The organism is Curtobacterium sp. NPDC089689 (genome assembly GCF_044749145.1).
Lineage (GTDB): Bacteria > Actinomycetota > Actinomycetes > Actinomycetales > Microbacteriaceae > Curtobacterium.
In genome coordinates this window covers 67,807-80,684 of sequence record NZ_JBIVHJ010000005.1, presented here as the reverse complement: position 1 = coordinate 80,684, position 12,878 = coordinate 67,807, and the positions used below count along the sequence as shown (strand labels likewise).

Annotated in this window: 12 protein-coding genes; 7 read left to right on the top strand and 5 right to left on the bottom strand. The window is 73.3% G+C overall.

Translation table 11 applies throughout. The annotated features are described in order from the left end of the window. Nucleotides 1–154 precede the first annotated feature (154 nt). A complete protein-coding gene (locus ACIPYW_RS16380; protein ID WP_400415411.1) occupies nucleotides 155–1,135 on the bottom strand; it encodes an aldo/keto reductase in 981 nt (326 codons plus the stop codon). Nucleotides 1,136–1,260: 125 nt separating this feature from the next. On the opposite strand from ACIPYW_RS16380, the gene ACIPYW_RS16375 reads away from it, so the two are divergent. Next, on the top strand, nucleotides 1,261–2,463 hold the full coding sequence (locus ACIPYW_RS16375) for a hypothetical protein (RefSeq protein ID WP_400415409.1): 1,203 nt from the start codon (nucleotides 1,261–1,263) through the stop codon (nucleotides 2,461–2,463). 163 nt (nucleotides 2,464–2,626) lie between these two features. Here ACIPYW_RS16375 and ACIPYW_RS16370 read toward each other — a convergent pair whose 3' ends face one another. Next, nucleotides 2,627–3,484 carry a LysR substrate-binding domain-containing protein gene (locus tag ACIPYW_RS16370; protein ID WP_290134258.1) on the bottom strand — a complete coding sequence of 286 codons (858 nt, stop codon included), beginning with the start codon at nucleotides 3,482–3,484 and terminating at the stop codon, nucleotides 2,627–2,629. Between the two features lie 130 nt (nucleotides 3,485–3,614). Between ACIPYW_RS16370 and ACIPYW_RS16365 the strand changes: the two genes are divergently transcribed. Continuing rightward, entirely contained in the window at nucleotides 3,615–5,165 is a 1,551-nt protein-coding gene (locus tag ACIPYW_RS16365; protein ID WP_400415407.1) for an MFS transporter, read from the top strand. Nucleotides 5,166–5,217: 52 nt separating this feature from the next. Here ACIPYW_RS16365 and ACIPYW_RS16360 read toward each other — a convergent pair whose 3' ends face one another. Further along, a complete protein-coding gene (locus tag ACIPYW_RS16360; RefSeq protein ID WP_400415404.1) occupies nucleotides 5,218–5,865 on the bottom strand; it encodes an NAD(P)-dependent oxidoreductase in 648 nt (215 codons plus the stop codon). Nucleotides 5,866–5,964: 99 nt separating this feature from the next. On the opposite strand from ACIPYW_RS16360, the gene ACIPYW_RS16355 reads away from it, so the two are divergent. Continuing rightward, nucleotides 5,965–6,333, top strand: coding sequence for a helix-turn-helix domain-containing protein (locus ACIPYW_RS16355; protein WP_290132154.1), 369 nt, complete (start codon nucleotides 5,965–5,967; stop codon nucleotides 6,331–6,333). 55 nt (nucleotides 6,334–6,388) lie between these two features. Next, nucleotides 6,389–7,417, top strand: coding sequence for an NADPH:quinone reductase (locus ACIPYW_RS16350; RefSeq protein ID WP_400415402.1), 1,029 nt, complete (start codon nucleotides 6,389–6,391; stop codon nucleotides 7,415–7,417). A 138-nt stretch (nucleotides 7,418–7,555) separates the two neighbouring features. Here ACIPYW_RS16350 and ACIPYW_RS16345 read toward each other — a convergent pair whose 3' ends face one another. Together ACIPYW_RS16345 and ACIPYW_RS16340 are read right to left on the bottom strand one after the other, a co-directional pair. Beyond that, entirely contained in the window at nucleotides 7,556–7,741 is a 186-nt protein-coding gene (locus ACIPYW_RS16345) for a hypothetical protein (protein ID WP_290132156.1), read from the bottom strand. A gap of 41 nt (nucleotides 7,742–7,782) precedes the next feature. Beyond that, nucleotides 7,783–8,610 (bottom strand): GAF domain-containing protein, encoded by an 828-nt coding sequence (locus tag ACIPYW_RS16340; RefSeq protein WP_290132157.1) that lies wholly within the window; start codon nucleotides 8,608–8,610, stop codon nucleotides 7,783–7,785. A 128-nt stretch (nucleotides 8,611–8,738) separates the two neighbouring features. Here ACIPYW_RS16340 and ACIPYW_RS16335 point away from each other — a divergent pair, with 128 nt between their 5' ends. The 3 genes from ACIPYW_RS16335 (at nucleotide 8,739) to ACIPYW_RS16325 (ending at nucleotide 12,643) form a co-directional block, all read left to right on the top strand. Further along, a complete protein-coding gene (locus ACIPYW_RS16335; RefSeq protein ID WP_400415398.1) occupies nucleotides 8,739–9,476 on the top strand; it encodes a S1 family peptidase in 738 nt (245 codons plus the stop codon). 162 nt (nucleotides 9,477–9,638) lie between these two features. After that, complete coding sequence (locus ACIPYW_RS16330) at nucleotides 9,639–10,511, top strand: patatin-like phospholipase family protein (protein ID WP_400415396.1); 873 nt, start codon at nucleotides 9,639–9,641, stop codon at nucleotides 10,509–10,511. A gap of 38 nt (nucleotides 10,512–10,549) precedes the next feature. Beyond that, the gene (locus ACIPYW_RS16325) at nucleotides 10,550–12,643 is read left to right on the top strand and encodes an alpha/beta fold hydrolase (RefSeq protein ID WP_400415394.1); all 2,094 of its coding nucleotides are present in this window, start codon (nucleotides 10,550–10,552) and stop codon (nucleotides 12,641–12,643) included. Nucleotides 12,644–12,878 lie beyond the last annotated feature (235 nt).

The following is a 12,878-nucleotide window of genomic DNA, read 5'->3' as shown; positions in this document are numbered from 1 at the left end:
GAGGGGGGGCCGCGGGCGGCGGCGGGGGCGCCGGGGGCGCGCGCCGCCCCGCCCCGCCCCCCCCCGGGGGGCGCCCCCCCCCCGCGGCGGGGGGGGGGGGGGGGGGCGGCCCCCCCCCCCCCCTCCAGTCCGTCAGCGGGTCGCGATGAGCGACTCAGCGACCTGCCGCCGCGCCGTCGAAGATGACCGTCATCTCGGCCACGTCGTCCTCGGACGGCGCCCACGCGGTACCGGCCTCCGCGTTCTGCGTGATCTGCTCCGGCTTCGTCGCCCCCGCGATCACGCTCGACAGCCCGGGCTGTGCCAGGAGCCACGCGAACGTCCCCTGCAGCATCGTCACCCCGCGCGCGTCGCAGAACCGCTGGAACTCGTCGAGCACGTCCCACGGCGCGTCCGCGAGCAGCTGCGGCTTCGCCGTGCTGAGCCGCCCGTCCGCGGGGCCACCCGCCTTCGTGTACTTGCCCGTGAGCAGGCCGTTGTACAGCGGGAAGTACGGCAGGAACCCGAGCGCGTAGGCCCGGACCGCCGGCAGCACCTCGTCCTCGACGCTGCGGGCGAGCGGGCTGTACTCGTTCTGCGCGGACACGAACTGCGTGGTGCCGGCGATCGAGGCGGTGAGTTCGGCCTCGGCGATCTGCCAGCCCCCGAAGTTCGAGTGGCCGACGTAGCGGATCTTGCCCTCGCGGACGAGGTCGTCGAGCACCGAGAGCGTCTCCTCGATCGGGGTCACCGGGTCCGGGCGGTGCATCTGGTAGAGGTCGATCCAGTCCGTCCCGAGGCGCCGGAGCGACGACTCCACGGCGAGCCGCACGTACCGCCGGGAGCCCCGCACGCCCCAGTCCGGCCCGTTCACGCCCTGCATGTCGAGGCCGAACTTCGTCGCGAGCACGATCTCGTCGCGGCGCCCGGCGACGGCCTTCCCGAGCATCTCCTCGCTGAGCCCGGGTCGTCCGCCGTAGACGTCGGCAGTGTCGAAGAGGGTGACGCCGGCGTCGAGGGCGGCACCGACGACGGCGTTCGTCCCCTCCTGCGACTCCGAGGCGGTGCCCGGCCGGCCGAAGTTGTTGCAGCCGAGGCCGACGGTGGACACGACGAGCCCCGAGGGCCCGAGCGGACGGTGTTCGATTCCGGTCATGCCCCGACCGTACCGACGGGCTGCCGTCCGCGGCCCCGAACTGGGGATGCGCCCGGGCCGGAGGCTCCCGATAGAACTGACGATGGATCAGACCAGCGGAGGGAGCAGCAGTGGCGTCGCATCGCATGCCGGATTCGGACCGGCCCCGACGGCCGGTCCCGGCCTGGGTCACCGCTGTGCCGGAGGACGCCCTGGAGGCACGCCCCGCCTCCGCCGTGTCGGCCCCCACCGAGCACGTGGTCGGGTCCACCGCGACGACCGCCGCCGAGGCCGCGCCCGTCATCGCCGCCGTCGCCCGGCCGGAGCACGGCTCCGCGGTCGCCCGGCCGGAGCACGTCGCCACCGCTGACACGCCCGGTGCACCTGACGTGCCCGGCGCACCTGACGTGCCCGGCGCACCGCACATGCCCGGCGCACCGCTCGGTGACGCCGGGTCCGCGCACTCGCCGCTCGGCGTCGTGGTGCCGGACTTCCCGCCGGACGAGGACCTCCTGCCGCCGGCACCGACCTCGCCCGCGGTGCACACGCTCCCGTTCGACCAGCTCGTGCGTCCGACGCCGGCGCCGGTGTCGCCCGTCGACGCCGCGCCGCTCACCCCGCCCGCGGCCACGGCTCCCGCAGCGCCTCCGGCACCGGCCGTCCCGGTGGTCGGCCAGCCGCGGTTCTCGGTTCCTGGTCTCGAGCACGTCGTCGTGGCCGGCAGCGAACCGGCCCCGACCGGCCCCGTCGGCTACCGCACCCCGGCACGCTTCGCGCAGCACCAGGTCGTGGCAGCGCCGACCACACCCGCTCCGGCCGCCGCGTCCGCGTCGTCCGTGCCCGCGCCGACCGGACCCGCGCCGTCCACGTCGAGCCGGACCGGAACCGACGCGCGGACGGTCGACGAGTCCCCCACCGTCGCCGCGCCCGTGGTGCGCGAATCCGCCCCGACCGAGCCGCTCCCCCAGGCCGGCGCAGCCCCGACCGGTGTGACGTCGGACGCGACGGCCGGGGCCGGTGCGCGTCGGATCGGTGCGACGCCCGGGGCGGTCCTCGGCGCCGTCGCCGGCATCGCGACCCTCGGGCTGGCTGCGTGGTGGTTCACCGCGCCGGGCACCGTGCACGGCGTCGGCCTCGTGCTCGGGGTGCTCGCCCTCCTGCTGTCGGGGATCGTCCTGCGGGACCGGTCGGCCACGTGGCAGCGCCCGGTCGCACTGCTCGGTGCCGTGCTCGGCGGCGTCGGGACCCTCGTGCTGCTGTGGGCGGTGGCGTCCGCGCTCCTGCCGACCGCGGGGGCGACGCTCCCCGACCTCACGGGGACCGGGACCGTCCCGACGGTCGCGCCGTAGCGGTCGCGCGGCGCCGTCGAGCCGCGCGGCGCTGTCGAGCCGCGCGGCGCCGTCGAGCCGCGCGGCGCCGTCGAGTCGCGCGGCGCCGTCGAGCCACGCGGCGCCGTCCAGCCACGCGGCGCCGTCGGGCCGCGCGACGCCGTCGGGCCGCGCGCGCCGTCGCTCAGACCGCGCGGATCACGCCGCGGGACAGGATCGCGTTCGTCAGGGCGTCGACCGGTTCGCGCTGCGTCGTCGGGTTGGCGATGAGGACGTAGTCCACCGCGGGCAGGTCGGGCAGCGCCAGGCGCTGCGACACCTTCACGAGGTCGGCCGGGATGAGCGAGTGCGGGAACACCGCGACCCCGATCCCCGCCCGGACCGCCGCGAGCACCCCGTTCACGTCGCGGGTGTTGCAGGTGATCCGCCACGTGCGGCCGGCGGCCTCGAGGGCGTCGATCGCCATCTGCCGGCTGATGCTCGGCGCCTGGTAGACGATGAGCGGCACGGGCTCGCCGTCCTCGAGCGCGATGCCGTCCTGCGCCATCCACACCATCTGGTCCGTCGCGACGCGGGTGCCCTCGGCCGACTCCCCCGCGGTCTGCTTGATGAACACGAGGTCGAGCTGGCCCGCGTGCACCCGGCGGAGCAGCGGCGCGGACTGGTTCACCGTGAGCTCGAGGTTCACGTGCGGGTGGAGTCGCCGGAAGTCCCGCAGGATCCGCGGCAACTGCGTGATCGCGAGGTCGTCCGCCGCGCCGAAGCGGAGCCGGCCGCGGGTGGCTGCCCCCGAGAAGTACGCGTCCGCCGTGGCGTGCGCCGCGAGGATCGTCCGGGCGAAGCCGGCCATCGCGTCCCCGTTGTCGGTGAGGCTCACACCCCGGGTGTCCCGCGCGACGAGGGTCCGGGCGACCGCGCCCTCGAGCCGTCGCACGTGCTGCGAGACCGTGGGCTGGCTGATGCCGAGGCGGACCCCGGCGGCCGTGAAGCTCCGCGTCTCCGCGACCGCGAGGAACGTCCGCAACAGCACCGGGTCGAGCACGACGGACCCCCTCATTCGACTTCGCAATGGAGTGATAGCAACCATACGGGGATCGAATGGCCTGCGGGCAACTAGTTTCGAGTGGGTACCGTCCGACCGTTCCGCCTCGACCTCCGGAGACCCCCCAGCCGTGAGTGCGTCATCGACGACCCTCCCCCCGCCCACCGAACCCCTCCCCGTCGTCGCCGAGCGCCCACCCTGGCGGCACACCCTCATCGCCCTGTCGGTGCCGAACTTCCGGATCTTCACCGCGACGAACCTCGTGGCGATGACCGCCGGGTGGATGCAGCGGATCGCGCAGGACTGGCTCGTCCTGCAGCTCACCGGCTCGGTCGCGCAGGTCGGCATCACCGTCGCGTGCCAGTTCGCCCCGATGCTCTTCTTCGGACTGTTCGGCGGCGTCATCGTCGACCGGTTCTCGAAGCGTGCGCTGATGATGCTCACCCAGGGTGCGTTCGCGGTCCTGTCGCTCGTCCTCGCCGTGCTCACCCTGACGGGGGTCGTGCAGGCGTGGCACATCTGGGTGATCGCGTTCGTCGTCGGCATGGTGACCGTGATCGACAACCCGGCGCGGCAGGTGTTCGTCACCGAGATCGTCGGGCACCAGCACCTCCGGAACGCGATCAGCGTCAACTCGAGCGTGTTCCAGCTGGGCGGGATGATCGGCCCCGCGCTGTCCGGTGCGCTCCTCGTGGCAGTCGGAGCGGGGTGGTCGTTCGGGGTGAACGCCGTCGCGTGCGCCGCGGTCGTCGTGACGCTCGGGTTCCTCCGGGTGTCCGAGCTCCACCGCACCCCGCCGGCACCGCGCACGAAGGGACAGCTGGTCGAGGGGCTCCGCTACGCGATGGGCAAGCCGACCATCCTCGTGCCCGTCGTGCTCATGGCGTTCTTCTCGGTGTTCGCACTGACGATGCCCGTCCTGCTGTCGGCGTTCGCGTCCGAGGTGTACGACGTCGGCGCCGGCGGCTACGGCGTGTTCAACTCCGCGGTCGCGATCGGGGCGCTGGCCGGGGCGCTGCTCTCCACCCGGCGTGCCACGGTCCGGCTGCGCACGATCGTCGGCGGCGTGTTCTGGACCGGAGTACTGCTCGTCGCCACCGGCGCCGTACCGGTGATCGCCCCGTTCACGGTCGCGCTCGTCGCGGTGGGGATGTCACAACTGCTGTTCATGACGGCGTCGAACTCGCTCGTGCAGCTGTCCTCGAACGTCGCGATCCGTGGTCGTGTGATGTCGCTCTACGTCCTCGTGCTGCTCGGCGGCCAGGCCGTCGGAGGACCGATCATGGGCCAAGTGGTCGACCACTTCGGTGCCCACGTCGGCATGGTCGTCGCCGGGGGCGTCCCCGCGGTGGCTGCGGCGGTCGTGGGGCTCGTGCTCGCTCGGCGGGGTGGGCTGCACCTCGCGGTGCGGATGCGCCACCACCTGCCGATGCCCGCGATCGTGGGGCAGCGCTCCGGGGGGGGGGGGGGCCCCGGGGGTGGCGGGGGCCGCGGCGGGGGCGCGGCGCTGGTGGCCCCCGCCCCCCCAACGTCGCGGCCCCCCGCGTCATCCCGGGGGGCGACGCGACTTTGGTTGTGCGAACGCAACCTGACGGCACCCGACGTGGTGCGGGACGGACGGGAGGCCCGTGGCGGAGTCGCCGCCCCTCCCTCGCAGGCTCGGTCGGCGCGGCCCGCGTGACGCTGGCGCGTCACCGCTGAGCGAGCCGCGCCAGTCCGGTACCGGGTCGCGTCTAGTACGCGACGCCGAAGCGCGCCCGGTGGTGCGCCGGCGTGACGATCTCGTCGACGAACGCGATGGCGAAGTCCTCGCCGGAGATGTCCGAGTTGCCCTCGGCGTCGGTGAGGAGCACGTCGTCGGTGGTGCGGTAGGTGCCGGTCCGCTCGCCGGGGTTGTAGCTACCGAAGGCCGCCGCCGGGCTCACGTAGAACCAGTCGACCTCGGTGCCCGACGCCTTGAGTGCGTCGAGGATCGCGGCGTGGCTCTTGGCCTCACCCTTGAAGGCGTCCGGGAACTCCGGGGTGTCGAAGAGGCGCGGGCCGCCCTCCGCGACGAACAGCGATCCGGCGCCGCCGACGATCCCGAGGCGCGCGCCGGCAGCCGAGGCCGCGTCGACGAAGTGCTGGAAGCGGTCCTTGAGCTCCGAACCGTCGGCCTGCACGGCGTGGAGGGCGACGACGACCACGTCGGCGCCCTTCGCGACCTCGGCGACGAAGTCCGTGTCGAACGCGTCACCCTGGGCGAGGGTGAGGCCGTCCGCCGGCTCGAGCTTCGAGGTGTCGCGCGCGACGGCGGTGACGGTGATGCCGCGCGAGAGCGCCTCGCGGGTGATGGCGGAGCCGGCGTACCCGGTGCCTCCGAAGACGACGATGCTGGTCATGGCGGTCCTTTCGTGGAGCGGTTGCCCTTCATGACTCACTGTACGGGTGTTACTCTCCATCGGTAAGTAGGCACCTCATGGTGCGTAACGGAGGCCAGCGTGTCCGCTCTCGAGTACACCCCCTACGCGGCGGACTGTCCGTCGCGTCAACTCCTCGACCGCATCGGCGACCGGTGGAGCGTCCTCACGATCGGCTCGCTCGTCGACGGCCCGCAGCGGTACTCGGCGATCGCGAACCGGGTCCAGGGCGTCTCGCAGAAGATGCTCACGCAGACGCTCCGCGCCCTCGAGCGGGACGGGCTCGTCACCCGGACAGTCTTCCCCGAGATCCCGCCACGGGTCGAGTACGAGCTCACCGAGCGTGGACGGTCCCTCCGCGCCGTGCTCGAGCCGCTCGAACGCTGGGCCACGGACCACATGGACGACGTGGCAGGGTCGCGCGAGACGTACGACGCGCGACGCGGTTGAGCCGCGCTCCACGTCGGCTGGAATCGCCGCCCGGGCCTGGTGGTTGCCTGGTGGCATGCGATCTGTCGTCTACTCGAAGCCCGGTGACTCGTCCGTCCTGACCCTCGAGGAGCGTCCGCTCCCGGAGCCCGGCCCCGGCGAAGTGCGCGTCCGTGTCGTCGTCTCCGGGGTCAACCCGACCGACTGGAAGGCCCGCGCCGGCGGCACCTACGGCGACGGTCTGCCGTTCCCCGAGATCACGCCGAACCAGGACGGATCGGGCGTCGTCGACGCGGTCGGCGAGGGCGTCGGGCACCTGGCGGTCGGCGACCGCGTCTGGCTGTTCATGGCCGCCTCCGGTCGCCCGACCGGCACCGCGCAGGAGTACACCGTCGTCCCCGCCGAGCGAGCCGTGCCGCTGCCCGACGGCACCGGCCACGACGTCGGCGCGTCGCTCGGCGTCCCGGCGATGACCGCGCACCGCGCACTCACCACGCACGAGCACGGTCCGGACCGGCTCGCTCCCGGGGCGCTGGACGGCAGGACCGTCCTGGTGGCGGGCGGCGCCGGTGCTGTCGGTCACGCCGCCATCCAGCTCGCACGCTGGGCGGGCGCGACCGTGGTGTCGACGATCAGCTCCGACGAGAAGGCCGCGCTCGCGACCGCTGCCGGGGCGCACCACACGGTGAACTACCGCGACGAGGACGCTGCCGACCAGATCCGGCGCGTCGCTCCGGACGGCGTCGACATCGTCGTGGAGGTGTCGATCCCGCAGAACGCGCGGCTCGTCGCCGAGGTGCTCGCGAACCACGGTGTCGTGTCGATCTACGCGAACAACGGCGGTGACGAGGCGACACTGCCGATCCGGCCGAACATGGGCGTGAACGCGCGCTACCAGTTCCTGCTGCTCTACACGATCGGCGACGAGGCCCTCGCGGCGGCCGCCGAGGACGTCACCGCGGCGCTGCACGACGGCGTCCTGCCGGTGGGTGAGGGCGCCGGCCTCCCGCTGACCCGGTTCCCGCTCGAGGAGACCGCGGCGGCGCACGACGCCGTCGAGGGCGACGCCGTCGGCAAGGTGCTCATCGACGTGAACGGGGAGTGAGGCCGCTCCCTGCGCGGACGACGATGGAGTGGCGCGCACGACGGAGCGGCCAGGACGACGGAGCGCCGAGGACGACAGAGCGCCGCGACCGCCGGTGATCCGGTGGTCGCAGCGCTCCGTCGGTCGGTGACTGTGGGGTCAGCGGGCGAGCGCGGCGGCGAGCCGTGCCTCGAAGCGACGACGGGCAGCGACCCGCTCACGCTCGATGTTCGCGGCGATGACGGCGCGGTCCTCGTAGTCGGCGTCGGTGGTGTCGTCGGTCCAGTTCGGGGTGTACACCCGGGAGCGACCGAAGGGCTTCGGTTCGGGGGTCACGATGGTCATGCGTGGATCGTACGTCGAGCGTCCGACAAATCGTGTGCGCATCACGGGCCTTTCCGGTGGTTGCGGTCCCGGTCCGGGAACGGGGACGCGAGCGAGAACGCGACGGCCATGAACGAGGCCATCAGGGCGACGTACTTGGCGTCGAGGTCCGTGAACGCGTCCGGAGCGGGCGAGTCCACGGTGAGCATGCCGAACGAGTACTCCTCGGAGCGGATCACGACCGACACGTACGAGCGGTAGCGGGGCTCGAACCCGGGCAGGTCCTCGTCGGCGTCGACGTCGGCGGTGCGGTCCCCGACGACACGTGGACCGCCCCCGACCAGCACCCAGTCGAGGTTGCGGTCGCCGTAGGGCGTGCCTGCCCGGAACACCCCGGCGGTGTCCTCCGCTCCCCCGTGCCCGATCGGCTCGAGCGCCCGGAGGTCCGCCGACAGCTGGTACACGTTCGCTCGGACGTCGGGGACGCCCGGCAGGAGGTAGAACGCCAACGCGACGGCGATCCGGTCCGCGAAGCCCGGGAGTTCCTGCCGACGCTCGTACCGCCGGAGCTCCGCGAATCGTGTGAGCCTCGAGGCGAGCTGGCCGAACGCGTACCGGACGGCGGTGCCCTGCTCGAGCTCGGTGGACCGGGCGACGGCGGCGGCCGCGGCCACCGAGGCGGCGGCCCGGCGCGCGCGGACGACCTGCACGACGACCGCGGCGAGGAGCACCACGAGGCCGAACACGACGAGCGAGACCTTCAGCCCGGGCCCCGCGACGAGGTTCGGCAGCTGGAACGCAGCGGTGGGCGCGGTCGCCACGACGATCGGCCAGACGACCGCACCGGCGCGGCGCCGCCGTCGGTCGACCATGCTTCGCTCCCCTGTCATGACGACGACGGTAGGACACGCCACCGACGTCGGCAGGGTTGTCCACAGGGCGCGGCACGAGGGTACGAGTGTTGTCCCCTGCAACGCCGACTTGCCCCCCGAACGAGGGTGGGAAGAACATCATCCCCATGCAGCAGCGACTCAAGACCAGAGCAACGGCGCTCCTCGCGACCGCCGCCATCGTCCTCCTCGGCGGCACCTTCGGAGCCTCCGCGGCGAACGCCGCCACCGTCTCCCCGCAGGTCATCGGCGGCGAGCAGGCACCGAGCACCCCGTGGGAGGTGCAGCTCGTCTTCCAGCAGGGCGGGTCCGGCACGTACGGGTGCACCGGCGAGCAGATCAACGCCTCGTGGGTGCTCACCGCCAACCACTGCGTGGACGGCACCACGGCGATGAACGTCTACCACTCCAACAGCACGACGAACCGCGGGACCGCCACCGCGGCGGACGCCCTCTACTCGGCACCGTCCGGCGACATCGCACTCGTCCACCTCCGCACGGCGAAGACGCTGTCGTCCTACGCCCAGCTCGACCTCGGGTACGCGACGAAGTCCTCGGGCACGGGCACGATCATGGGCTACGGCAACCGCGCGAACAGCGTTCCGAGCACCGGGCTCTACCAGGCGTCGGTCAACCTGACCGGCCGCTCGATCGACGCGTACAACGGCACCGCGCAGCACGTCACGGGCGTCTCCGGAGCCTCGAACCACGGCGACTCGGGCGGCCCGCTGCTCGTGAACGGCAAGGTCGTGGGCGTCTGCTCCACGGGCGACGTGGCCGACCCGGGTGCGAACACCCACGCAGGGTCGAACTACGCGGTGCTGACGCAGAGCGCCAGCTGGATCCGGAGCACGGCGGGCGTCTGACCGACGTTCCCGACGAGCGGACGGGAGGCCCGTGGCGACGCCGCCACGGGCCTCCCGTCCGTCCCTCCCCGCCTCTCCTGCACACGCGGACCTGAGCGGTCCAGCGTCCACAGGCCGCGCGCCGCGGCCCGTCAGGGCAGGCGCGGTTGGTAAGCATGACCCATGACCGACGTCTCGACACCCGTCCCCGGCACCCGCGCTCTCGTCCTCGGAGGCGGCGGCGTCGCCGGCATCGCCTGGGAGCTCGGGGTGCTCACCGCCCTGCAGGAAGCCGGGGTCGACCTCGACGCCGCAGACCTCGTGGTCGGGTCGAGCGCCGGCAGCGTCGTCGGGACGTTCGTGCGCGCCGGAGCAGTCGCCGATGCGTACGCGCAGCAGCACGCACCGCTGCCCTCCACCTACGAGGAGCCTCCGGTCATCGCGTCGGAGGACTACCAGACCCGCCTCGAGCAGGTCCTCGCGGGCGCACGTGACGACCAGGACGCCCGTGCTCGACTCGGCGTGGTGGCGCAGCAGTCCGTCGGCGGCCAGACCGACGAGGAACGCATCGCGACCTTCGAGCAGACCATCCCCGGCTCCGGGTGGCCGTCGAAGCCGCTCGGAGTGACGACAATCGACGCCACCGACGGCACGTTCCGGGTGCTCACCGCCGACTCAGGCGTGCCGCTCGCCCGCGCGGTCGCGGCGAGCTGCTCGGTACCGTTCGTCTGGACACCGGTGTCGATCGACGGGGTCCCCCACATCGACGGCGGGCTGCGGTCGGCCACGAACGCCGACGTCGCCGCCGGGTACGAGCGCGTGCTCGTCATCGCCTGCGGACCCGAGGGTCCGTCGCCGCTCGGGCCGTGGCTCGACGTCGCGGTCGAGAGTCTCCGGGCCGGCGGCAGCTCGGTCGAGACCGTCGTTGCGGACAGCGCCTCGCAGCACGCCTTCGGCACGAATTCACTCGCGCTGTCCACACAGGCGCCGTCGGCCGAGCAGGGGCACCGTCAGGGCTCGACCGTCGCGGAGCAGATCGCCGCGTTCTGGGCGTAGGTCCACGCGGTGTCGCCGGACGTGGCTAGCGTGGGGTCATGACGACGCCGTTCTCCGACCTGGACCACTTCACCGCCCTCCCACGAGTCGACGGCATCGCGGTCGCTCCGGACGGTTCGCGGGTGGTCCTCACCGTCAGCGCCCTCGACGACGAGCGCACCGGGTACCGCCGCTCGGTCTGGAGCGTCCCCGCCGACGGCGCCGGCACGCCCGTCCGGCTGACCCGGTCCGCGAAGGGCGAGGGCGGCATCGCGGTCACGCGCGCCGGCGACGTCCTCTTCGTGTCCGGCCGGCCCGACGAGTCCGGCTCCGACGACGCGGCTCAGCTCTGGCTGCTCCCCGCGGCGGGTGGCGAGGCCCGTCCGGTCACCGCCCTGCCGGGAGGCGTGGGTGGCGTCCTCGCGACAGCCGCCGGTGCCGACGTGGTCGCCCTCACCGCATCCCTCCTCCCGGGTGCGCAGGCCACGACCGACGCTCCCGCGTCGTTCCTCGCAACCGACGCCGCACTGCGGAGGCGGCGGAAGGACCTGAAGGTCGGGGCGATCCTGCACGAGACCTACCCGGTGCGCTTCTGGGACCACGACCTCGGGCCGGACGAGTCCCACGTGCTCGCGCTCGACCTCGGCGGTCTGCGCGAGCGTGACGACGCCGATCGTCCGGCTCCCGGCGAGGACGCCCCCGACTACCCGGCACACCTGCCGCTCCCGGTCGACCTCACCCCGACGCCGGCCCGGACGCTCGACCACGTCGACGGTGCGCTGACCCCGGACGGCCGGACGCTCGTCGCGGCCGTCGGCGTGCAGGAGGCCCGGGGCTTCCGGTCCGTCCTCGTCACCGTCGACGTCGCCACGGGCAGCCGCACCGTGGTCTTCGACGAGCCGGACGTCGACCACGAGATGCCCCGCATCAGCCACGACGGCCGCACGGTCGCGTGGGTCCGCACGGAGCGTTCGACGCCGGCCGGTGCGCACGAGCAGGAGGTCTGGACCGCCGGGATCGCCGCGGACGGCACGGTCGACGTCGCCGGAGCCCGACGGATCGCAGCCGACTGGGACCGCTGGCCGAGTGAACTCGTGTTCGAGCACGGTGACGGTGCGCTCCTCGCCACCGCCGACCAGGACGGCCGGGCACCCGTGTTCCGGATCCCGCTCGACGGCGGCCCGGTCGAACAGCTGACCCACGACGACTGGGCGTACTCGAACCTGCGCGTGGCGGAGGCGACCGGCGAGGTCGTGGCGCTCCGTGCCTCCTGGCAAGCGCCGCTGCACCCGGTCCGGATCGCCGCCGACGGCTCCGTGACCGTCCTCGCGACCCCCGCGCCGCTCCCCGCGGTCCCCAGCACCATCGAGGACGTCGAGACCACCGCGGCGGACGGCACGCGCGTCCGTGGGTGGCTCGTCCTGCCGGAGTGCGACGGCCCGCACCCGCTGCTCCTCTGGATCCACGGCGGACCGCTGAACTCGTGGAACCAGTGGTCGTGGCGGTGGAGCCCGCAGCTCCTGGCCGCGCGCGGCTACGCGGTGCTCCTGCCCGACCCGGCGCTGTCGACCGGGTACGGGCTCGACTTCGTGAACCGCGGGTGGAACGCGTGGGGGCAGGCGCCGTACACCGACCTCATGGCGATCACCGACGCGGTCGAGGCACGCGACGACATCGACGAGACCCGGACCGCGGCGATGGGCGGGTCGTTCGGCGGGTACATGGCGAACTGGGTCGCCGGGCACACGGACCGCTTCCGCGCGATCGTGACGCACGCGAGCCTCTGGGCGCTCGAGCAGTTCAACGGCACCACGGACATGTCCCAGTACTGGCAGTCGATCTTCGACGCCGAGGGCATGCGCGAGAACGACCCACACCGGTTCGTCGCCGACATCACGTCGCCGATGCTCGTGATCCACGGCGACAAGGACTACCGGGTGCCGATCGGCGAGGGGCTGCGGCTGTGGTCGGAGCTCGCGGAGCACCACGCGGCGGAGGACGGCACGATGCCCCACCGGTTCCTGTACTTCCCGGACGAGAACCACTGGGTGCTGCAGCCGCAGCACGCGAAGGTCTGGTACGAGACGGTGTTCGCGTTCCTCGCGCAGCACGTCCTCGATGAGGAGTGGGAGCGGCCCGAGCTGCTCGGGTAGCGCGGGGCCGGCGGGGGCCGGCAGGGGCCGGGGCCGCGGGGGCCGGGGCCGGCGGCGCCGCAGGATCGCCGAACGTGCGCATTCCGACGAACCACGTGTCGATCGACGCGTGGTTCGTCGGAGCATGCGCCCGCATCGGGTTCCGCGCCGCGAGTACGACGGTGCACGTGTCGATCGACGCGCGCAACGTCGCACTCGTGCGTGCTCACCCACGCGTGCTCCGTCGCTTGCACAA

Coding starts and splice junctions, on each gene's coding strand:
- ACIPYW_RS16325 (WP_400415394.1), top strand. CDS start 10,550: ATGACGACGCCGTTCTCCGACCTGGACCACTTCACCGCCCTCCCACGA.
- ACIPYW_RS16345 (WP_290132156.1), bottom strand. CDS start 7,741: ATGACCATCGTGACCCCCGAACCGAAGCCCTTCGGTCGCTCCCGGGTG.
- ACIPYW_RS16330 (WP_400415396.1), top strand. CDS start 9,639: ATGACCGACGTCTCGACACCCGTCCCCGGCACCCGCGCTCTCGTCCTC.
- ACIPYW_RS16350 (WP_400415402.1), top strand. CDS start 6,389: ATGCGATCTGTCGTCTACTCGAAGCCCGGTGACTCGTCCGTCCTGACC.
- ACIPYW_RS16360 (WP_400415404.1), bottom strand. CDS start 5,865: ATGACCAGCATCGTCGTCTTCGGAGGCACCGGGTACGCCGGCTCCGCC.
- ACIPYW_RS16380 (WP_400415411.1), bottom strand. CDS start 1,135: ATGACCGGAATCGAACACCGTCCGCTCGGGCCCTCGGGGCTCGTCGTG.
- ACIPYW_RS16375 (WP_400415409.1), top strand. CDS start 1,261: ATGCCGGATTCGGACCGGCCCCGACGGCCGGTCCCGGCCTGGGTCACC.
- ACIPYW_RS16335 (WP_400415398.1), top strand. CDS start 8,739: ATGCAGCAGCGACTCAAGACCAGAGCAACGGCGCTCCTCGCGACCGCC.
- ACIPYW_RS16340 (WP_290132157.1), bottom strand. CDS start 8,610: ATGACAGGGGAGCGAAGCATGGTCGACCGACGGCGGCGCCGCGCCGGT.